General features: G+C 40.8%; 20 protein-coding genes, 1 tRNA gene and 1 other RNA gene. 17 read left to right on the plus strand and 5 right to left on the minus strand.

Annotated features, from left to right (window positions below):
* Window positions 1-66: 66 nt before the first annotated feature.
* Complete coding sequence (locus AC1F2U_RS04815; protein ID WP_480260070.1) at window positions 67-1,128, plus strand: L-histidine N(alpha)-methyltransferase; 1,062 nt, start codon at window positions 67-69, stop codon at window positions 1,126-1,128.
* A 283-nt stretch (window positions 1,129-1,411) separates the two neighbouring features.
* Here AC1F2U_RS04815 and AC1F2U_RS04820 read toward each other — a convergent pair whose 3' ends face one another.
* Window positions 1,412-1,624, minus strand: coding sequence for a type II toxin-antitoxin system HicB family antitoxin (locus AC1F2U_RS04820; protein WP_099103575.1), 213 nt, complete (start codon window positions 1,622-1,624; stop codon window positions 1,412-1,414).
* On the minus strand, window positions 1,608-1,874 hold the full coding sequence (locus AC1F2U_RS04825; protein WP_099103576.1) for a toxin HicA: 267 nt from the start codon (window positions 1,872-1,874) through the stop codon (window positions 1,608-1,610). The genes AC1F2U_RS04820 and AC1F2U_RS04825 overlap by 17 nt, the downstream gene beginning before the upstream one ends.
* A 102-nt stretch (window positions 1,875-1,976) precedes the next feature.
* Between AC1F2U_RS04825 and AC1F2U_RS04830 the strand changes: the two genes are divergently transcribed.
* From AC1F2U_RS04830 to AC1F2U_RS04840, 3 genes are all read left to right on the plus strand, one after another.
* Window positions 1,977-2,168 (plus strand): hypothetical protein, encoded by a 192-nt coding sequence (locus tag AC1F2U_RS04830; RefSeq protein ID WP_480260071.1) that lies wholly within the window; start codon window positions 1,977-1,979, stop codon window positions 2,166-2,168.
* A gap of 230 nt (window positions 2,169-2,398) precedes the next feature.
* Complete coding sequence (locus AC1F2U_RS04835; protein ID WP_334879864.1) at window positions 2,399-3,169, plus strand: pentapeptide repeat-containing protein; 771 nt, start codon at window positions 2,399-2,401, stop codon at window positions 3,167-3,169.
* 152 nt (window positions 3,170-3,321) lie between these two features.
* Window positions 3,322-3,945: a TenA family protein gene (locus tag AC1F2U_RS04840; RefSeq protein WP_480260072.1), complete on the plus strand. Its 624-nt coding sequence runs from the start codon at window positions 3,322-3,324 to the stop codon at window positions 3,943-3,945.
* A 161-nt stretch (window positions 3,946-4,106) separates the two neighbouring features.
* Here AC1F2U_RS04840 and AC1F2U_RS04845 read toward each other — a convergent pair whose 3' ends face one another.
* Window positions 4,107-5,711: an iron uptake porin gene (locus AC1F2U_RS04845; protein ID WP_480260073.1), complete on the minus strand. Its 1,605-nt coding sequence runs from the start codon at window positions 5,709-5,711 to the stop codon at window positions 4,107-4,109.
* 405 nt (window positions 5,712-6,116) lie between these two features.
* Between AC1F2U_RS04845 and AC1F2U_RS04850 the strand changes: the two genes are divergently transcribed.
* The 6 genes from AC1F2U_RS04850 (at window position 6,117) to AC1F2U_RS04875 (ending at window position 10,517) form a co-directional block, all read left to right on the plus strand.
* Window positions 6,117-7,058, plus strand: a complete 942-nt coding sequence (locus AC1F2U_RS04850; RefSeq protein ID WP_480260181.1) for a metal ABC transporter substrate-binding protein — start codon at window positions 6,117-6,119, stop codon at window positions 7,056-7,058.
* Between the two features lie 227 nt (window positions 7,059-7,285).
* Window positions 7,286-8,062 (plus strand): metal ABC transporter ATP-binding protein, encoded by a 777-nt coding sequence (locus AC1F2U_RS04855; protein WP_480260074.1) that lies wholly within the window; start codon window positions 7,286-7,288, stop codon window positions 8,060-8,062.
* A 40-nt stretch (window positions 8,063-8,102) separates the two neighbouring features.
* The gene (locus AC1F2U_RS04860; RefSeq protein WP_480260075.1) at window positions 8,103-8,984 is read left to right on the plus strand and encodes a metal ABC transporter permease; all 882 of its coding nucleotides are present in this window, start codon (window positions 8,103-8,105) and stop codon (window positions 8,982-8,984) included.
* 74 nt (window positions 8,985-9,058) lie between these two features.
* Window positions 9,059-9,131 (plus strand) — tRNA-Phe (locus AC1F2U_RS04865).
* 168 nt (window positions 9,132-9,299) lie between these two features.
* Window positions 9,300-9,989 (plus strand): Uma2 family endonuclease, encoded by a 690-nt coding sequence (locus tag AC1F2U_RS04870; protein ID WP_480260182.1) that lies wholly within the window; start codon window positions 9,300-9,302, stop codon window positions 9,987-9,989.
* A gap of 141 nt (window positions 9,990-10,130) precedes the next feature.
* Window positions 10,131-10,517, plus strand: coding sequence for a hypothetical protein (locus AC1F2U_RS04875; RefSeq protein ID WP_094351141.1), 387 nt, complete (start codon window positions 10,131-10,133; stop codon window positions 10,515-10,517).
* A gap of 51 nt (window positions 10,518-10,568) precedes the next feature.
* On the opposite strand, the gene AC1F2U_RS04880 is transcribed toward AC1F2U_RS04875, so the two are convergent.
* Window positions 10,569-11,864, minus strand: coding sequence for a glycosyltransferase family protein (locus tag AC1F2U_RS04880; RefSeq protein ID WP_480260076.1), 1,296 nt, complete (start codon window positions 11,862-11,864; stop codon window positions 10,569-10,571).
* A gap of 785 nt (window positions 11,865-12,649) precedes the next feature.
* On the opposite strand from AC1F2U_RS04880, the gene AC1F2U_RS04885 reads away from it, so the two are divergent.
* Together AC1F2U_RS04885 and AC1F2U_RS04890 are read left to right on the plus strand one after the other, a co-directional pair.
* A complete protein-coding gene (locus tag AC1F2U_RS04885) occupies window positions 12,650-15,070 on the plus strand; it encodes a hybrid sensor histidine kinase/response regulator (protein ID WP_480260077.1) in 2,421 nt (806 codons plus the stop codon).
* 110 nt (window positions 15,071-15,180) lie between these two features.
* Window positions 15,181-16,482 (plus strand): hybrid sensor histidine kinase/response regulator, encoded by a 1,302-nt coding sequence (locus tag AC1F2U_RS04890; RefSeq protein WP_480260078.1) that lies wholly within the window; start codon window positions 15,181-15,183, stop codon window positions 16,480-16,482.
* Between the two features lie 72 nt (window positions 16,483-16,554).
* Here the strand turns inward: AC1F2U_RS04890 and AC1F2U_RS04895 are convergent, their stop codons facing one another.
* The gene (locus AC1F2U_RS04895) at window positions 16,555-17,106 is read right to left on the minus strand and encodes a 2'-5' RNA ligase family protein (RefSeq protein ID WP_480260079.1); all 552 of its coding nucleotides are present in this window, start codon (window positions 17,104-17,106) and stop codon (window positions 16,555-16,557) included.
* 210 nt (window positions 17,107-17,316) lie between these two features.
* Between AC1F2U_RS04895 and AC1F2U_RS04900 the strand changes: the two genes are divergently transcribed.
* The 5 genes from AC1F2U_RS04900 to queF all read left to right on the plus strand — a co-directional run bounded on the left by AC1F2U_RS04900 (window position 17,317) and on the right by queF (window position 19,171).
* Window positions 17,317-17,583, plus strand: coding sequence for a YciI family protein (locus AC1F2U_RS04900; protein WP_289795594.1), 267 nt, complete (start codon window positions 17,317-17,319; stop codon window positions 17,581-17,583).
* Window positions 17,584-17,620: 37 nt separating this feature from the next.
* Window positions 17,621-17,717: signal recognition particle sRNA small type (gene ffs, locus AC1F2U_RS04905), an RNA gene on the plus strand.
* A gap of 25 nt (window positions 17,718-17,742) precedes the next feature.
* Window positions 17,743-18,129 (plus strand): phasin family protein, encoded by a 387-nt coding sequence (locus AC1F2U_RS04910; RefSeq protein ID WP_289795595.1) that lies wholly within the window; start codon window positions 17,743-17,745, stop codon window positions 18,127-18,129.
* 156 nt (window positions 18,130-18,285) lie between these two features.
* On the plus strand, window positions 18,286-18,687 hold the full coding sequence (locus AC1F2U_RS04915) for a hypothetical protein (protein WP_334701037.1): 402 nt from the start codon (window positions 18,286-18,288) through the stop codon (window positions 18,685-18,687).
* A gap of 64 nt (window positions 18,688-18,751) precedes the next feature.
* Window positions 18,752-19,171 carry a preQ(1) synthase gene (queF, locus tag AC1F2U_RS04920; protein WP_480260080.1) on the plus strand — a complete coding sequence of 140 codons (420 nt, stop codon included), beginning with the start codon at window positions 18,752-18,754 and terminating at the stop codon, window positions 19,169-19,171.
* Window positions 19,172-19,335 lie beyond the last annotated feature (164 nt).

Here is a 19,335-nt window from a genome sequence, read left to right on the forward strand (position 1 = left end):
ATACATTTCTAGCAAGCATTGCGGCTAATCAATTTCAATACCGAAGAAAACCAAAAAACAAGAATAATGGCTCAAAACTTTCATAGCAATTCCCAACTTCCCTTAGATATTTCACCTGCTATCAGTCGCACAGCAAAGCCAAGTTCTGAGTTCTACTCTCTTTTTTCTGAAGAAGAAGTTTTAGGGATAATTCATGCATTAGAAGTCAGACGAGAAATTCCTCTAAAGTATTCTTATAAAGGAAGAGGTGCAAAAATTTGGAACGATTTTTATTTGAAATATGCTATTCCTAGATGGTATGGAAGAGCAAATGTAGAAATTGACCTTTTAAAAGATAATTTCAAATACCTGAACGCTCGTATAAAATTTGGTGAAGGAGTAAATATTATAGACGTTGGTGCTGGTAATTCCTATCCAGTTAAAAACTTTATTCACAGACTAAACAAATTAGAAAAAATTAATAAATATATTGCTTTAGACATTAGTGAAGAATTGCTTCATGTCTCCAAAAGCAATTTTAGAAAATGGTTTCCACTAGTCGAGTTTATCAGTTCCACAATTGACATAGAAAGTAGTTGTGTACCTAAAATTTTATTCCAAAATCAAGCTAGCCTTGAAATTGACGACACAGCAAAAATATTTTTACACTTAGGAGTTACCATTGGAAATCATCAAAATAGAGATGAGGTGTTCAAAAACTTTAGAGATAGCATGGGAAAACACGATCTTTTAGTATTTACGAACGAAACTGGTTCTAACTCTACATGGGATGGAATAGTTAGAGGTGGCTGCAAGTATCATGTAGAAGAAGTATATGGATGGATTAAAAAGAAGATTGGAATTAAATCTGAAGATTGCGAACTAGTGAGAAAATACGATTTAAAAACAGATAGTATTGTTGCTAATTTGAAACTACGTCATGATTACACTATAAATTTTAGTTGGATGGGTATAGATAAAAATATTGAATTCTCTAAAGGTGAAGAGATTACTATTTGGCGGCATCACAAGTATGAAATACCTAAACTATTGCAAGAACTAGAACGTTCTGGACTACAACTTATTCACTATACTACTAACAAATACAAATCACATATTATGGTGATTTGTAAGGTTGCCAGTAACTAAGCTTTTCAATTAGACTTGCTCTGCGATCTCCAAAACAGTGAGTCTACAGCAAATTGGATATTACTCAATACGCTTGAGTTAGTGTCACAAACCTTAAACTGCATAGCTTGGAGAGTTAAGATTCAAAGCCTCTCTCCTAAAAGGAGAGAGGAATGGAAGTGAGATCAGGTATATTGCATACAAATGAGAAGCGCTATAAGGAAAATTTTTCTGATTCGTATCAAGAGGATATCAAATATTTTTGATGAGCTAAAAAATCAGCTTTAATTAGCTTGTGTATCAATTAAATATACATCAAACGCGGTCTAGGTTCAGGAACTGGACGCCCCAAATCTTTAGCAGTTTCTATCCATTCCTGCACAACTAATTCTACATTATGCAGGGCTTCTTGATAAGTATCGCCGTCAGCAGCACAGCCTGATAACTCTGGGACTTCAGCAATAAAGGCTCGATCTAATTCACTCCAGTAAAGAATAATTTCATACCGAAACATCATTTTTACTTCCTAGCTTATATTTGAGAATCACTGCCCGAACTTGTTTAATTTGATAGCTTTTGGCTTTTCCTCTTTTATGTTGCAGGTTCAATATCTCCTCAACATCGGCTTTGACAAAAATACGATGATCGCCACGAATCCGTTCTTCAAAGCCTAGTGTATATAAAAGTTGCCACAGTTGGGCGAAGGGGATATCTGTATCAGAAGTCCCAGAGAGAATTTTGTCTAAGAGTTTGTCTTGCTGACTCACGTTTTTCTGACTGCCTTAATGTTTCTATAGTCTCATATTTATTTAAAATCAGGGTATCCAAAAGCAAATCTATCATTTTGCTCCTGAGTTAGAGCATCCCTGATGGCAATCACTAGTGCAGTTATAGGGCAAACTTTAGGCTTGGATACTGCTCTAATAATTGACTTGATTTTAAAAAATACTAATTATTTCGATGTTACAGATGCTTTCTTTGAAGCGATATTTTGCAGTGAGTTTAATTTTGTAACATCAGTTTCGCCTCTAGTGGAGTGTATCATTTATCTTGACGAATGATGCTCATTGACCCTTGTTACTGGGGTTAGTAGTCTTAATATCGGCTCGATTTATACTTTCCCGACTTTTCTAGAACTTTTAGCGTCAGGTTCCACAGGAAAGGTATCGCCAATTTATCAGTGATGTAGGCAACTACAGAGGACAAATTATTGAGATTGCTCATATCATAATGTTGAGGTATAAATCCATCCCAGTTAATACTGCTATTTAGTAAAAAATATTACACAGACATGAAAAACCAACTTCTGGGTGCAGTTGCATTTTTAACTACGATTAGTTTGACAACAACCGTACAAGCAGCAAATTCTGAACATATTAAACAGTTATTGGCAACCAAACAATGTCAAAACTGTGATTTGACGAGTGCAGGTTTAGTGATGGCTGACTTATCTGGAGCCAATTTGAGCGGTGCTAATCTCACAGGTGCTAACCTCAGCCGCGCAAACTTGAGCGGTGCAGATTTGCGGGGTGCAAACTTAAGTGGCGCGAGTTTATTTGGCGTTAACCTGAGCGAAGCTAAATTTAATGGGGCAAATTTGACGGGTGCTGATTTGAGAAATACTTATTTAGCAAATGCAGAACTAACTGGTGCTTACTTGAATGGGACTAACTTTCAAGGTGCAGTTGCCATACCATCACAAATTGCTTCACCAGCAGAATTTTATGCTTTGGGTGTAGCAGAAGGGCAAAAAGGCAACCAACAGCAAGCAATTAGTTATTTTAATCAAGCGATCGCAATTAAACCAGAATATGCAGATGCTTATCTAGCTCGTGGTGTCGCTCGTTACCAAATACTAGATAGACAAGGTGCATTCCAAGATGCTCAAGTTGCGGAAAAATTGTTTACATCCCAAAACAACAGCACTGGAACCTTAACAGCCCAAACTTTTATAAAAGAACTACAAACACCCGTCAATGAGAAGGTAAGTACTGGTAAACCCAGCTTCGTTGACTTTTTAGGAAGTATTGGCTCAGTCTTGCTCCAGTTCTTCCCTTTTTAAAGGGGATAATAACAAATGACAAATACTTCTCTACGAGAGGCTGCGCCAACGGCTTCTCTACGAGACGCTGCGCGAACGCGGTTTTTGAGCGTAGTCGTTCGCGTAGCGTCCCGCAGGGAAGGGCAGTACAAGTGACAAGTGACAAATGACAAATGACTTTATCTAACGAATTATGGGCAGCAAATCAAGACTTAGCCCAAGCTTGCCTAGAGCATCCTTTCGTTCAAGGTATTGGCGATGGTACTCTTGAGCGAGCTAAATTTGCTTACTACGTAGGGCAAGATGCTTTTTTCTTAGAAGCTTTTGCCCGTGCTTACAGTATCGCCGCAGCTAAAGCACCAGACTGGTTAGGTTTCACCACATTTCATAATTTAGCTAGTGGAGTTTTAGAAGAACTACGGCTGCATAGTAGTTATGCTTCTGAGTGGGGAGTCAATTTGTATGCTGTAGAACCCGCATCTGCCACCCGCCGCTATACTGATTTTTTGTTAGCAACTGCTTGGAGCAAAGATGTGGGTTTAACTGCGGCGGCGATGTCTCCCTGTATGCGTTTGTATGCCTTTTTAGGAGAAAAATTGGCTTGTAACGGTATTCCCGATCATCAATATGCAGACTGGATTCGTACTTATAGCAGCGCAGATTTTCAACCACTAACACAACAATTAGAAAATTTAGTTGACAATTATGCCGCTACCAACTCTGTTGTGCATTCAACTTATCGTTATGCGATGTTTTGTGAACGCGACTTTTTTCAGGCTGCGTGGATGTTCTGTTAAACAAATTCATATTTAGCAAACTTTTTGACCTTTCCTAACTGTCGAACGCGCGTTGTTTTAAGATATCAATCTGAGCAAAAATGCTGAGTTCTGTTTTTAAACCTATACACAAAAAGAAGACGCAAATTTATCCTTTGCGTCTTCTTTTAAGATTTAAAAAATTAGAAACTGAATGTGGTTCTCAATGCACCAATAACAACATCATCATTAGTGTCGTTGTGATCTGGAGATGTTAACCAGATGACTCCAGGAGTAATGGTGATATTGTCACTCAGCTTATACTGGTAGAATGCCTCAAGATGATAGGATGTATCAGGATCGCTATCCAAACCTGCGATGTCAGAGCTTGTAACTTTTGGCTCCATACCAGCGATAATACCTGCTAAGTTACCTTTTTTACCGAGGTCAGGAAAGCCGAGGGTGACAGCATAGTTCCAAATATCAACGTCTCCACGGGTTCCTCTCAAGCTTTGGCTGTTAGTGTATCCAGCCCAACCACCCAAGACGATATTATCAGTAATGCCAATGGATGCTTGGACGCCGTAAGAATTACTGGAAAATCCTACTTGATCTTCTGGTAAACCCTGGATAGCTGCTATATCCTGGAAAGTGGCGGCATTGCTACCTGTGAGTAGTGGTTGATTGTAGGAATTGATGTAAGTTAAACCGATAGAAATGCGATCGCTTGGTTTAACTGTCAGCTGTGCTAACGCACCATAAGAACCATTGAACAAACCATTATTGAGTGTAGGGTTATTAGCTGTACCACTCAAATACCCTAGACTTAATGCCAATTTTTCGCTGAACTCGTATGTTACTCCCAACCCCGCACCATTTATTTGGTTATAAATTGGGTTACGCGTACCAAAGGTAGACAAAGCACCAAAAGCGCCATCACCATCAAAGAGATTGACAGTAGTGGTAAGGTCGTCTGCTGCACCTGCATTAGCAATAGCGACAACCTCTGTTTTTTCGCCCAAGGGAAATCTGTAAAACAGTGCATCTATCGCAGCATCAGTAGTACCATCTTCGCCAGTAAAAAATAAGTTCCCCTCTGGCGTACCAATATTAGGGCTGAGAATATTATTAGCTTGGATTCTGGTAAACAGCGTATCTTTCCCTGTGAAACTGGTCACTAATTCTAGCCGTGCCCGTACCCCTAAAGTTGTATTCTCGTCTGTAATTTCTGCACCGTTGACTGTATTTCCTGACAACACATCGCTAACAACTGCAACAACTTGTCCTTGCAATTTAGTTGTAGTTGAGAACTGATTCGCCTCCAATTCAGCAGTTCGCGCTTCTACTGCATCCACACGACCTCGGAGTGTCGCCAGTTCTGCGGAAAAATCTTCTTGCAGCTTTTGTAATGTGGCTAAATCTTGTTTGTTAACTAAATCGCCAGTGGCTGTAGCAATAAGTTCGTTAACGCGATCGAGACAAGCATTCAAACCAGCAGCAAATTCATATCGCGTTAATGCCCGATTACCGCGATAAGTGCTATTTGGGTATCCTGCAATACAGCCATACCGCTCAACCAAGGATTGCAATGCTTGAAATGCCCAGTCGGTGGGTTGTACATCAGAAAATTGGGACACGGAGGTAACTTGTCCCATTTTCTGATCTTTCGTGTCTGGATTAGCTAAAACTTGCGGTTGATTGATTTCAGACTTACTCGATGTTTCACCTGCAAATGTAGCAGTATTAACAAATAGCATGACACCGCAGACTGCTGGACTAACTAGCAGATATTTCCAGAATTTTTGCATTTTTCTCCTCACACTGATCTCCAACTCACACCCAAACCACGTTTTTTTTAACGGGTATTTTATGACAATATTTGTCAGCAATCTTATCAGAAGTAAGCAACCTTTTTAACAAAAAAAGTCAAGAAATCCTAATTATTTAGGGAAAACTAAATTGCAGAGGGCTGTACCGTCTGAAAAAGTTTTGTTGTTACTCATTACACAGCAAACCCAGAATGATATTATGTACTTAAAATGAGAATGAGAATTATTATAATATAAAATTTAGAATACTTCCCATTGTCAATAGCGATGATGACAGAGGTAGAGCAAGCATCCGTTTTGAGGAGAAATATCGTGATTGTGAATTGCAGAGAAATTAGAACAGGTAGGCAAAGAAGCGGCATCTTGCCCATAATTGCTCTGCTAATGTTGTCGATGGCTACTGGGTGTAGCCAATCGAATCCAAATCAGGGAACAACTTCCGAACAGTCGCCGCAAGCACAGGAAGTTGCTTCTACCCCACAGGCACAGTTGGGAAAAACTAAAATAGTAGCGACATTTTTGCCGATATATTTGTTTACTAAGGCAGTAGCTGGGGATGTGGCAGATGTAGAAATTCTAGTGCCACCTGGTACGGAGGTACATGAATACCAAGCGACACCAGGAAATGTCAAAGCGATCGCTACTGCTAAGGTGTTAGTAAAAAATGGTTTAGGCTTGGAGCAATTTCTGGAAGGTACCGTCAAAAATGCCCAAAATCCCAAATTAACTGAAATTGATGCAAGTATTGGTATTAAACCCTTAAATGAAATTTCACCTGTTGTGAAAACGACTCAAGATGAAAAAGACCACGAACATAGTCAGGGTAATCCGCACGTTTGGTTAGATCCAGTTTTGGCAAAACAACAGGTAACAAATATTCGAGATGGATTAATTGCAGCCGACCCGGCGAACAAAGCTACTTACGAAGCAAATGCTACAGCTTATATTAAAGAATTAGAAAGTTTAAACAGTGAATTTCAGCAGACTTTGCAGAAAAATCCCACTTGCACCTTTATTACCTTTCATGATGCGTTTCCATATTTAGCTAAACGCTATAACCTCAAGCAAGTTGCTGTGGTGCAAATTCCCGAAGATCAACTTTCACCAACAGATGTCAAAAATGCCGTCAGCGCTGTGAAAAAATACAAAGTTAAAGCTTTATTTAGCGAACCAGGAGTAGATAATAAACTGCTGAACAGCCTCTCTAAAGACTTGAAATTAAATTTGCGTACTCTGGATTCTCTAGAAACTGGCGAAACAGATCCGCAGCATTATTTCAAGGCAATGAAAGCTAATTTGCAAACTCTGGAAACATCGTGTAAATAGATTTGTCATTTGTCAGTTGTCCTTTGTCATTTGCAAATGACTAATGACCAATACTTCTCTACAAGAGGTTGTACTTCTCTACGAGACGCTGCGCGAACGACTACGCTCTGTTACCACGCCAACTACTACGCTCAGAACAAGTGGCCAATGACTAATGACCAATACTTCGACTACGCTCAGTACAAGTGACCAATGACCAATGACTAATGACCAATAACTAATGACCAATGACTAATGACATTCCTATTTTGAAAGTAGAAGGATTAACTGTTTATCAAGGCAGCTATCTAGCTGTTCGAGATGTTTCCTTTGAATTATTGCCAGCAACAGATACAGCCATTGTTGGCCCCAATGGTGCTGGTAAAAGTACCCTGGTAAAAGCGGTTTTAGATTTGATACCTCGAAGTGCTGGGACGATTGAAATCTTGGGTCGTCCAATTTCCAGATTGGGGCATTTACGCCACACGTTAGGCTATATGCCGCAAAACTTTATTTTTGACCGCAGCTTTCCTATTTCTGTCAGCGAATTAGTCGGACTGGGATGGACTAAGGAAGGGAAAAGAAAGAATTCATTTTTCTCCAAGCTGTGGAGACAAGACCGAGAAAAATTGGTAGCAGTAACAGAAGCTTTACGGCGAACTGATGCTTATCATTTACAGCATCAAGCTATTGGTACTCTTAGTGGCGGTCAACTGAAGCGGGTTTTATTGGCTTATTGTTTGGTAATGCCTCGGAAACTCTTGGTACTAGATGAAGCTTTTGCTGGTGTTGATGTGCAAGGTGCAGCAGATTTTTACGCTTTGTTAAATGAATTAAAGCGAGAGGAAGGTTGGACAGTATTACAAGTTTCTCACGATATTGATATGGTAAATCGGCATTGCGATCGCGTGCTTTGCCTGAACCAAAGTATTGTTTGTACTGGTAAGCCAGAAATTGCCCTTTCACCGCAAAACCTGTTAGCAACCTACGGCCCAGGTTTCAGCCGCTACCAGCACCAACATTAAAAGAATTCGTAATTCGTAATTCGTAATTAAAGAATGAAAAATGCCAGTAATTATAGATTTCTTCAATGATTGTCAGATAACTTGGCTTGCGATCGCTAGTAGTAATGACTTGCTAGAGTTGTTACAACTTGCCTCGATACAGCGTGCGATCGTCGGTGCTGTCTTGATGGGAATACTTGGCGGGATGTTGGGTAGTTTTGTCACCTTGCGCCAGTTGTCATTTTTCAGCCACGCGGTTGGTCATGCAGCATTGGTAGGTGTGGCGTTAGGTGTGCTGCTACAAATAAATCCTACTTTGATGTTGTTACCTTTTACTTTAGTTTTTGGTGTTATTGTCCTCTACTTCATCGACAAAACCGACTTAGCTAGCGATAGCATACTTAGCATCGTGCTATCTGGGGCATTAGCGATCGGTTTAATTCTCACGAGCCTAATTAAAGGATATCGTGGCAATTTGATGGCTGTACTGTTCGGGGATATTCTAGCGATCGACACTACAGATTTAATTTTGACGCTACTAGTCCTTGTGGGAGGTAGTATATTTTTACTATCAACTCTGCGACAGCAAATTTTATTGACCCTTAACCCTGATGTAGCTCAAGTTCAAGGCGTTCCCGTTCAATTGTACCGCTACGCTTTTGTGGTCTTGCTTTCACTCGCCGTTGCTGTGGCGATTAAAGCTGTCGGTGTTTTACTAGTAAACGCCTTTTTGGTCATTCCCGCCTCCACCGCCAAACTGATGAGTCACCACTTTAGCCGCTTTCTAGTCATGTCGGTAATAGTTGGTTCCATTAGCAGCATTGCTGGCATCATGGTCTCAGGTATTTTCAACCTTGCTTCTGGGCCAAGTATTGTTCTTGTCCAGTTTCTCCTATTTGTAGCCGTTTTCGTCTGGTTTAAGTTGAGTTTGAAAGCTGCATAACTATTTTTCTCCAAAGACTTGCTATATTCTTTTATCTTTGCTACATTGATTAATCGTGGCTCACAAAAGCCCCAGCCGGGATAGCTCAGTTGGTAGAGCAGAGGACTGAAAATCCTCGTGTCACCGGTTCAAGTCCGGTTCCTGGCATAGTTTACAGAGAAAACAGAGGCTGACATATTGCATAAGCAAAAAAGTTGCCTGCAAGTTGTTTTTAGCTGGGGTGGAGAACGCTATTAGAATGCGTTCCTTCCCTACACCCTTGGCAAGTTGAATTTACCTATAATCAAAGAAACCGAAGCCACCGCGGTAATAGTCATGCTGTCAGAAAACCTTAAAGTCGTTCGGCTTCCAAGCACTGACGAACTAGCTTGCTCGGACGATATACCTGTGGATAATGAGGATCAAAATTTTCTGCCCAACATTCTACTGTTCCTGCTAACCTCAATTTGGGCAACCCGCAGCGATTGGTTTTTCGGCGTAGACATGGCAATCTACCACACGACAGGTGCTAATGCGAGAGTCCCCATAGTACCAGATGGGTTTCTGAGTTTGGGAGTCGATCGCAAAAAAGGTGGTAAATCGCGTAGAAGTTACGCTGTCTGGGAAGAAAATGAGGTAGTACCGATACTAACATTGGAGATGGTATCCCATTCCCCAGGAAGTGAATACGACGAAAAGTTAGAAATTTATCGGAAACTTGGCGTACTTTACTACATTATTTACAACCCCGAATATTGGCAACGCGATCGACACCAACCATTTGAAATTTACAAATTGATAGACAAAAATTATCAATTACAAATTGGCGAACCTCGTTGGATGCCAGAGGTTGGTTTAGGAATTGGACGACATCAAGGTGTTATTGGTGGAATTGGTCAGGAATTTCTATCTTGGTATGACGAACAAGGAAATCGGTATTTAACGGCAGAAGAAAAAGCAGAAAAGTTTGCACAGCATTTACGTTCTCTTGGTATCGACCCCGATAATTTACCCAGCAATCCGTAAATTAGGTTTGCTTCAAGCTAAAAAGCGGGAAGTTGTTAAGTAGTTGAAATCTTGTTAGCTTTTATGCTTAAAATTGCACAAGAGGTTTATTTAGCATCTACTCACAGCTAAAGTTAACCCTTTGCAGGACTCACCTAAGCAATGCTGACTGAAATTTTACCTTTCCGTTTTGAGTTAGACACGATCGCGATCGCTGGAGCGAGTTTGTGGTCATTGGCGCTATATCTAGGTTTTTCCAGAGTCAATGAATGGGTAATCGAGCAACTCAATCGCTGGTTTAACTTTGCCGAGCGATCGCTTTATACCAGCCAGTCAGAATTTGAAAAGACTCGTAAAGCCAGAGAATCCCAAAATGCTTTCTACGCCTCACTGTTTAGCATTGTGCCTTTTTTGGTCGTCGGCGCTTTATGTAACTGGGGTCTGGAAATTAGTTTAGGTGAGAGTTGGGGAATTAGTACAGGTATATTAGCCTGTATGGGTGCTGGCATTTTTGAACTTGGGCGCAGGGATGGAGAATCTTCAGATTAAGCCAGAGTGAAAATGAGGGGGATGTTGCTTTGATTACTCCCTCATCTTTCCCTACTTCCCAATTTCCTCGCCAACAATCTGTGCTATCTTCTGGGCTGCACCGCTTTCACCGCGAATATTACGGAGTTTGGCACGCATATCATCCAATTTTTCTGGATTCGTCAAAAAGTCTAAAACCATTTCCCCAACTTCTTGCGGTTGAATTTTACCCATAATTTCTGGGACTATCTCTTGCTGTGCCCAGATATTTGGCCATGCTAATAAACCTTTGTGTCTCACAAATCTCAGAAATGACCAATTAATCACCTTAGCAAAGGGTGTACCGACTACTGGCAGATTTGCTAACAATCCAGGTAAACCATCCCAAGAACGCATGGCATCAAGTTGCTGCGTTGGTAGTAAAACAATCATTGGCACTCCTAAAGCACCGAGTTCGGCAGTGTTTGCCCCCACGGTAGTCAAGCAGATACAGCACTGGGATAATAAGTGATATGCAGGGTTTTCTTGCCACAGTTCCACAGTTAAGCCCTTTGCTGTTTTGAGCAATGCTTTGCCTTTAGCATCCTCTGGGATAATTAAGGAAGCACCGCCAAAGCCAAAGCTTTCAGCAATAGAGTTCTTTTGGGGATCGGCAAAACTAGCTAAAGTTTGTAAATCCAAAGTTGGCGCTAGAGGAATTACAAATCTGGTTTGCGGTCTTTTTGCATGAACGTATTCGGCAATAGCTAAAGATAATGGTACTCCTTGGGCTAATTTTGCTGCTTTTGAACCAGGGAGTAAACCAATGATTGCGGAGTCGGGGGTATGGAGTAGGCTTGCCGTGAGCGTAGCCGAACGGGAGTAGGAAGTGCTGACTTGTTCTTGTGCTTCTAGCATCAAATCACCGACAACAGTGAATTTGTGAGCATATTTTGCTGGGACTTTGGCTGCCACTTCGGGCTTCATCACGCCAAAGCGATTAATCCAGTTATGCCATCTGGCTTCCCATTCGGCGTAAACAACTGTGCGATATCCAAGCTTTTTGCCTATAATCACTGGAAAAATTTGATCGCCGCCCAAAAAAACGATGACACCGCGACTTCTCCAATCCCAATTTTCAAATGTTTTACCCCAAAGCAAAAATTGCCAAAAATGTTCTGCTCCCTGAACTCTATCTACTTCGGGGAAAGAAAGAGCGATCGCAGCTTCTTTACCACTGGCATTTGAGCAAGGCGATAATATCACAGAAATCCTCACTAAAGAACGGTCATCCCCTAATTCTTGCCGCAACGCCTTTACTACTGGACGTACCCAGGTTGTTACTTCACCTGGGCCATTTGAAAGGATCAGAATATCTACTTGAGTCATTAGTCAAAAGGCAAATATTACAAAAAAAAGGCAGGAGGCAGGAGGTTAAGAGTATCAATTAAAACTAAAATTTCAGGGTTATTGCTCAGTTCATAAAAATAATTATACGGAGACACGCAGGGCGTTAGCGTAGCGGCACGAAGTGCGCTATTTTGCGAAGCCACTGTGCTGGGCGGGTTCCCCGACATAAAGCAAGTGGCGCTCCTTACTTCAATCCCACGTTTTTAAACGTAGGTTCCTCCTGCCTCCTGCCTTGTCTACGACACGCTGCGCGAATGACCTCCTGCCTCCTGAACTAATTCGTTCTTATGATATAGGTATATACTGTAGCTTGTTAATGAGATTTGATAACCTCTTTCACATTAATTTTGCATAGGTTGGCAGTTATTTAATCGCTACCACTGTCATCGAGATTACGACTACCGGCTTTCAGCTAAATTTAGTTGATATTACCAAATAATCCAGAATTTTTAATTTTAAATAGATAATAATTGACCATTTTAGGAAACTTCAGTGTCAGTAATATTATCTAATTTTTTAAGAAAAATATAGCGGTAAAGTTGATTATTATATTTTCTATAAAATGTATTTTTTGAACTTACTCGATGTAAGCCTATACGTACTTTGCAATACAGGTCTTTAAAGGATGGTTAGCAAAGTTTAGGGTATTGACGATCGCAGCTATGGGTAACAATCATAGCTGCGATTATTAATAATTTTTTGGGCAATCTAAATATAGCCCTTTTTTTTGTTTATCAAACCCATTGTTTAAGAGGGTAAATCCTGTGATCAAAGGCAACTCCAGCCCATCTGCTCCCAAAATATATTCCTCACGGAATTTACCGATTCGATTTATTCTTGGCGGCACTACTCTTATTGTGAGTATTTCTGCTTATTTTAGCTATCAAGCTGCTCGGAAAATAACGCTACAAGACTTGAGAGGAAAAGCTTTTTTAGAGGTACAGAGAGGGGTTGATGAAATTGAGGAGTGGTTACATGTTCGCAAAGTGGAGGTGCAAACCCTTGCTCAGACTTCAACTGTACGCTCCTTAGACTGGTCTTTAGCAGAACCTTATTTAAAGTCAGAAGTTGAGCGGATCGATGAATTTTTCTTTTTCCAAATAGTTACCCCGGATGGTTCGTATTTTAATACTAAGGTTGGTCGATCGAATAAGAATATTAAAGATCGAGGCTACTTTCAAAAAGCATTAGCGGGAAAAAGCAACATTTCCGATCCCTTTATCAGCCGTTCCACAGGTATTCCTTTAATTGCGATCGCCACTCCAATCTGGTCTGATTCTCCTACCAATCGTTCACCGATTGGGGTTTTCCACGGCAATGTTAAAGTCGATCGCATTGCTAAGGTGGTCAATTCGTTGCGCTACGGCAAGAACAGCTATGCATTCGCCCTGAATTCCCAGGGAGAAGCGATCGTCCATCCCAACTCAACCTTAATGTCAACGGTAGAAAAACCTGCACCTAGCCTGCTGAAAATTCCAGATCGCAATTTAAATGCGATCGCGCAGCAGATGGTAAAAAAACAACAGGGAATTCAGTTGATGGAAATTGACGGCACTAAAAAGTATGTTGCTTATGTGCCGTTGCGAGAAGCTAATTGGTCTGTGGCTTTGGTAATTCCGCGCCAAAATATTGAATCTCGGCTACAATTCCTCGATCTGATCGCCTTAGTTGTGGCCGGATTGACAGTGACAACGATCGCTGTCTTGTGGCAGGTACAAGCCTTTGAACAAGCTCAACTGAAAAAATCTAAAGCAGCGGCTGATACTGCAAACCGGGCTAAGAGCGAATTTTTAGCCAACATGAGCCATGAACTGCGAACGCCCTTGAATGGTATTTTAGGTTGCGCTCAAATTTTGCTGCGTTCTAAAGGTTTGCCAGAGTCAGAGCAATATCATCTAAACATCATTGAACAGTGTGGCTCTCATCTACTGACTTTAATTAATGACATTTTGGATCTTTCCAAAATTGAAGCGCGAAAACTAGAACTGAATCCTCAAGATGTGCATTTTCCGTCTTTTTTACAGGGTATTGTAGAAATTTGTCAGATTCGGGCAGAACAAAAAGGCATTTTGTTTGTCTATGAACCCGCAAGCAACTTACCCACAGGAGTTCATGTCGATGTCAAAAGGTTACGTCAGGTTCTCTTGAATCTGCTGGGAAATGCGATTAAATTTACCGATGAGGGTAAGGTTAGCTTCGAGGTTGAGATCATCGATCGACTTCCTGCTGATGGGCAGACAGAGAAATATCGGATTAACTTTAGTGTAAAAGATACAGGAATTGGCATAACTCCAACTCAATTGGGCAACATTTTTTTGCCATTTGAACAAGTAGGTGAGAAAAAGCATCAGATAGAAGGGACAGGGCTGGGTTTAGCTATTACTCGGCAGTTGGTGCAGATGATGGGTAGCGATATCCAGGTTAAAAGTGAGATTGGTCAGGGTAGTACTTTCTGGTTTGAAATTGCGATCGCCAAAGCCAGCGAATGGGTACAGTCTGCGATGGCTGTATCCAAGGGACAAATCATTGGCTTTGCAGGTAGTCCCCGCACCATCTTGATGGTGGACGATCGCTGGGAGAATCGCACAGTAATTACAAACTTATTGCAACCATTGGGTTTCAGTGTGGTTGAAGCCAGCAACGGTAAAGAGGGTTTAGAAAAAGCGATCGCCCTGAAACCAGACTTGGTGATTACAGATTTGTTAATGCCAGAAATGGATGGGTTTGAATTGATTAAACACCTGCGTCATACCCCAGATATCCACGATGTCAAGATTATCGTCTCTTCTGCTAGTGTCTTTGAAGCCGACCAACATCGCAGTCTGCAAGCAGGAGGTGACACCTTTTTGAGCAAACCCGTACAGGCAGATGAATTACTGCATCAATTAGAGTGCAATTTAGGTTTGACATGGATTTTCCAGCAGTCTGAGGAACAAAAAATTAGTTCTTCGCCTACAACACTTGATAGTTCACCAGATAAATTGATTCCCCCTTCCCCCGATGTCTTGCGGGAACTGATGAATTTAGCCAGTAAAGGTAACTTCAATGACATTTTAAAATGGGTAGATAAACTAGAGGAAACAGACGCAAAATTCACTCCCTTTGCTAACCAATTGCGGCAGCTAGCGAGGCAGTTTGACGAAGATTTAATCCTTAACTTTTTGAGCGAAAACTCAAAGGATTAATTTCCCTAAATTTATTTATGGGGATTGTAATGCGTTAATTTTGAATTGGGAGTATTTTCCTTTAACGTTTTGCAAAGAAGCAACGTGAATCAATATAGGATAGAAATATTATGACAGTAACTATAGGCGATCAAAAAAATTCCCTAAATAGCGATCCTAGCAGAGGAATTATTTTAGTCGTGGACGATAACCCTGCCAACTTACAAGTGTTATCGAGCTTTTTAGATCAGTCTAGCTTTGAAGTTTGGGCAGCTCGCAGTGGTGAAAAAGCCATTCAGAGATTAGACAATGATAATTTGCCTGATTTAATCTTGCTTGATATTATGATGCCGGGTATCGATGGGTTTGAAACTTGTAAATACCTCAAAAGTGAAAGCAATCCTCGTGTCCGCGATATTCCGATCATTTTTATGACTGCTCTTTCAGATACTGCTGATAAAGTTAAAGGATTGCGATTAGGAGCCGTAGATTACATTACTAAACCTTTTCAGTATGAAGAAGTCTTGGTGCGAATAGAGCATCAACTGAAGCTGAAAAAATTGACGAAAACCTTGATTGACAAAAACGCCGAATTACAACAGATTCAAACCCAACTTATTCAAGCAGAAAAGGTCGCAACCTTGGGTCAAATGACAGCAGGAATTGCCCATGAAGTAAATAATCCCATCAATTTTATCGCTGGCAACTTGAATTTTATTGAAGAGTATTTCCAAGAGGTTGTTAATTTACTCGAACTATATCAGAAGTATCTACCCGATCCCCCAGATGAAATTCAAAATGCTATTAAAACAAAAGATATCAATTATTTGTTAAATGATTTATCCAAAATTATTCAATCTATGCAACTGGGTACAGATCGCGTTACAGAAATTGTGTCATCGTTGAATAAGTTCTCTCGACATGGAGAAGCAGGTAAAAAACTGGCTAACCTGCATGAAGGTTTAGAAACTACGCTACTCATTCTTGGACATCGACTTAAAGCAAATGCTCATCGTCCAGCAATTAAATTAATCAAAGAATATGGAGAGTTACCACTTGTTGAGTGCTATCTAGGCGAACTAAATCAGGTTTTTATGAATTTGATTAGTAATGGGATTGATGCAATTGAAGAAATCCAAAAAAATCAATATTTTGATGAAAATTTTCGACATATTGGGGTGATTTGGATTAAAACTGAAGCAATTGGAGAGCGAGTTATTCTCAGAATTGCAGACAATGGTTCAGGAATCAGCGAAGCAAATCGGGCAAAGATATTCGATGCTTTCTACACTACAAAAGTTATCGGTAAAGGAACAGGACTAGGTTTATCTATTGCTCACCAAATTGTAGTTAACAATCATCACGGTAAGCTAAATTGCCATTCAACACAAGGCGAGGGTACCGAGTTTGTGATTGAATTACCTATTCGATAAATTAGAATCCCAAATTCTACCCACATCGGCATTGAGAAAATACTTGCAATGGCTGAATTATCGGTTACAAGCTCAATTACTACCAGAGAAAAAAGCAAACTCTCGTTTAATATTCCAGCGCTTCCCGTCGTGAAGCAGCAAGGTTAATTTGTCAGCAGTAAACTCAAAATGCAACTGACGATTTTCAAATTCTGGCCAAGCAGCTTTAAAATTCTGCTTTGTTAAATCCCGAAATGCAACCGTTAAATGGGGTGCAAAAGGGCGGGTTTTAGAAACCTTGTCAACAATTTGCAAGTTGCTTTCTGTATAAGCCATTAAATCAGCTTGCAAAGTTAAAAGCTCTTGACTTCTGACGACATTAATGTATATGACACGAGGTGCAAAGGCATCAAACCCTTTAAGTGTAATTGCTACTGGCTGTTGTTCACTGGCAAACTCCTTCAAGGATGCTTCTAACAGTGGCAAGTTAGCATCTGCCCATTCAAAGGGTGGTTGCAGGGTAATATGAGGCGGAGACTTTAGCGCCCCGCTACTAGCATAGCGTTCTACAAAGTACTGCTTAATCTCGTTGGCGTAGTCTTGAATATCTTGCGGTGGTAGGAGGGCGACAAAAAAACGGCTCATTCAATTTTAGATTTTGGATTTTAGATTTTGGATTATGAAATCATTGCTGTTGAGTATTGAACGGCAAACGCTCAAAGGATATTACAGATATAGCAGTGCGTTAGGCTAAAGCTATAACGCACTTCACTTAAGATTTATTGTATTTGATACTCTGAATCAGCACTGGGTACTTTACGTAGGCTGTCTGTTGTAACTGGAGTTAAGAAACCAATGCCGTGGTTTGTAAAAATTGAAGAAGGGAAAGTCGATAAACCTACCTTTGACCAATATGTACCTGCTCACAAAGCCTACATTCGGGAATTGATTACTAAAGGACACAAAGCGCGAACAGGCTATTGGGTGGAGCAAAGAGGCGGAATGTTACTGTTTGAGGCTGCCTCAAAGGAGGAAGCAGAAGCGATTGTAGCTGATGACCCCTTGGTAAAACACGGCTGCGTCAACTATCAGCTTTATGAATGGCGAATTGTTATGGAATGACACACACTTACTGAATTTTCATGTTATGTTTATATAAGACCTGGATCTATGCGATCGCAACACCCAAATCTTGTCAGAACCGGAAGGTAGCAGCAACACGGGAGGCTTGTGGTAGGCGTAGTCTCCGGGTCGCCCTATTTTTAGGAGCGGTCAGCAACCATGCCTGGTTTTGGAGATATTGTTCAAAAAGCTTTTTACCTCGGTGTTGGATTAGCTTCTTACGCGGGTGAGAAAGCAGGGGGAAAATTAGCCGAAGTGCGATCGCAAGTCCAAAAACTGGCAGATGAAATGGTGGCAAAGGGCGAAATGAACACAGAAGAAGCCCGCCGCTTCGTTGAGGACATGATGAAGCAAGCCCAACAAGCCCAACCATCTGTTGAAACCTCACCAGAAACGCCCCCTTCTCAACCTCGGCGCATCGAAATTTTAGAGGAAGATGAAGAGCCAACGGTCAAAGAGGCGTCAAATGATGAGAATGTAGATAAATTGCGCGATGAAGTGCTAAAACTGCAAGACGAGTTAAAACGATTGCAACGCGATCGATAAAAAACATTCTTTGATCGACATATAAGTAAAAAGTGGCATTTTGACATGACACTTCGGATAAAAACTTGATAAGATACATTGCCTAGTGTGTATCTTAGTGCTTCAAGCCAGATAACACAAAGCGTCCTGTTTATAGCCTGCAAAGGTGTCAAGTTTATGGAACAGTGGCAAAAAGATTTAGTAGAAATCGTCGAAACAGTGGCTGATGAAGTAGAGCGCTTCTTCCTGGGAATGAGTGAAGTGGTAGACGCATTTTTTGAGCTAACGGAAGAAGTCACCGAGCAAGTACATAATAATATTGTTACTGAAGTCGATCAGTATCTACAGGATTTGGCTGAACCGATGTTAGAAGCTTACTGGGAACTGGAAGACATGGTAGCAGATGTCGATCCGGGTTTTCCTTATTCAGTTGAACCCACATCTGAAAAAAATCCTGCCTGTATCGGTTGTAGTCATTACCACGGTCAAGTTTATGGTGGTAATTTATTAGTTTGTGCCATGCATCCCCACGGTTGTGAAGATGAGAATTGTCCAGACTGGGAGAAGGAAGAGTATTGAGGGCAGAGGGGCAGGGGAAGGAAATTACAAATTAAAATTACAACTAAAAACTAACAACTGACAAATGACAACCAATAAATTACCAGAAAGTGCATCCCAGGCAAACCAAGAAATTAAGTATGGCGAACGCGATATTGCCGAAGGCAAACTAATTACCTTTCCGAATCCGCGTGTGGGGAGGCGATATGACATTAACATTACTTTGCCGGAATTTACTTGTAAATGTCCGTTTTCCGGTTATCCTGACTTTGCGACAATTTATGTTAGCTATGTGCCTGATGAACGGGTAGTGGAATTGAAGGCACTCAAACTTTATATTAATAGTTACCGCGATCGCTACATTTCCCACGAAGAATCTGCCAATCAAATTTTAGATGATTTTGTGGCTGCTTGCGATCCGTTGGAAGTCACGGTAAAAGCAGATTTTACGCCTCGCGGCAATGTACACACTGTGATTGAAGTGCGTCATCATAAGTACCCATAATGGAAACTTCGGCTTTTAGAGAGGACTTTAGTCCTTTTTACAAGACGCTACGCGATACAAAATCAGGACTGAAATCCTGACTAGGAACATTTTTGAAGGAAGGTTGATTAACCGGACAGGATATATACAAGTAAGTGGGCGGGAAAATTTACAAGTATGTAACG

This window comes from Nostoc sp. LEGE 12454, assembly GCF_056620565.1.

Bases quoted from the DNA above. Each gene is read 5' to 3' on its own strand.
- AC1F2U_RS04840 (WP_480260072.1), top strand. From the start codon at position 3,322: ATGACTTTATCTAACGAATTATGGGCAGCAAATCAAGACTTAGCCCAA.
- AC1F2U_RS04850 (WP_480260181.1), top strand. From the start codon at position 6,117: ATGTTGTCGATGGCTACTGGGTGTAGCCAATCGAATCCAAATCAGGGA.
- queF (WP_480260080.1), top strand. From the start codon at position 18,752: ATGACAACCAATAAATTACCAGAAAGTGCATCCCAGGCAAACCAAGAA.
- AC1F2U_RS04915 (WP_334701037.1), top strand. From the start codon at position 18,286: ATGGAACAGTGGCAAAAAGATTTAGTAGAAATCGTCGAAACAGTGGCT.
- AC1F2U_RS04870 (WP_480260182.1), top strand. From the start codon at position 9,300: ATGCTGTCAGAAAACCTTAAAGTCGTTCGGCTTCCAAGCACTGACGAA.
- AC1F2U_RS04890 (WP_480260078.1), top strand. From the start codon at position 15,181: ATGACAGTAACTATAGGCGATCAAAAAAATTCCCTAAATAGCGATCCT.
- AC1F2U_RS04910 (WP_289795595.1), top strand. From the start codon at position 17,743: ATGCCTGGTTTTGGAGATATTGTTCAAAAAGCTTTTTACCTCGGTGTT.
- AC1F2U_RS04880 (WP_480260076.1), bottom strand. From the start codon at position 11,864: ATGACTCAAGTAGATATTCTGATCCTTTCAAATGGCCCAGGTGAAGTA.
- AC1F2U_RS04860 (WP_480260075.1), top strand. From the start codon at position 8,103: ATGCCAGTAATTATAGATTTCTTCAATGATTGTCAGATAACTTGGCTT.
- AC1F2U_RS04815 (WP_480260070.1), top strand. From the start codon at position 67: ATGGCTCAAAACTTTCATAGCAATTCCCAACTTCCCTTAGATATTTCA.
- AC1F2U_RS04855 (WP_480260074.1), top strand. From the start codon at position 7,286: ATGACTAATGACATTCCTATTTTGAAAGTAGAAGGATTAACTGTTTAT.
- AC1F2U_RS04900 (WP_289795594.1), top strand. From the start codon at position 17,317: ATGCCGTGGTTTGTAAAAATTGAAGAAGGGAAAGTCGATAAACCTACC.
- AC1F2U_RS04820 (WP_099103575.1), bottom strand. From the start codon at position 1,624: ATGATGTTTCGGTATGAAATTATTCTTTACTGGAGTGAATTAGATCGA.
- AC1F2U_RS04895 (WP_480260079.1), bottom strand. From the start codon at position 17,106: ATGAGCCGTTTTTTTGTCGCCCTCCTACCACCGCAAGATATTCAAGAC.
- AC1F2U_RS04845 (WP_480260073.1), bottom strand. From the start codon at position 5,711: ATGCAAAAATTCTGGAAATATCTGCTAGTTAGTCCAGCAGTCTGCGGT.
- AC1F2U_RS04830 (WP_480260071.1), top strand. From the start codon at position 1,977: ATGGCAATCACTAGTGCAGTTATAGGGCAAACTTTAGGCTTGGATACT.
- AC1F2U_RS04835 (WP_334879864.1), top strand. From the start codon at position 2,399: ATGAAAAACCAACTTCTGGGTGCAGTTGCATTTTTAACTACGATTAGT.
- AC1F2U_RS04875 (WP_094351141.1), top strand. From the start codon at position 10,131: ATGCTGACTGAAATTTTACCTTTCCGTTTTGAGTTAGACACGATCGCG.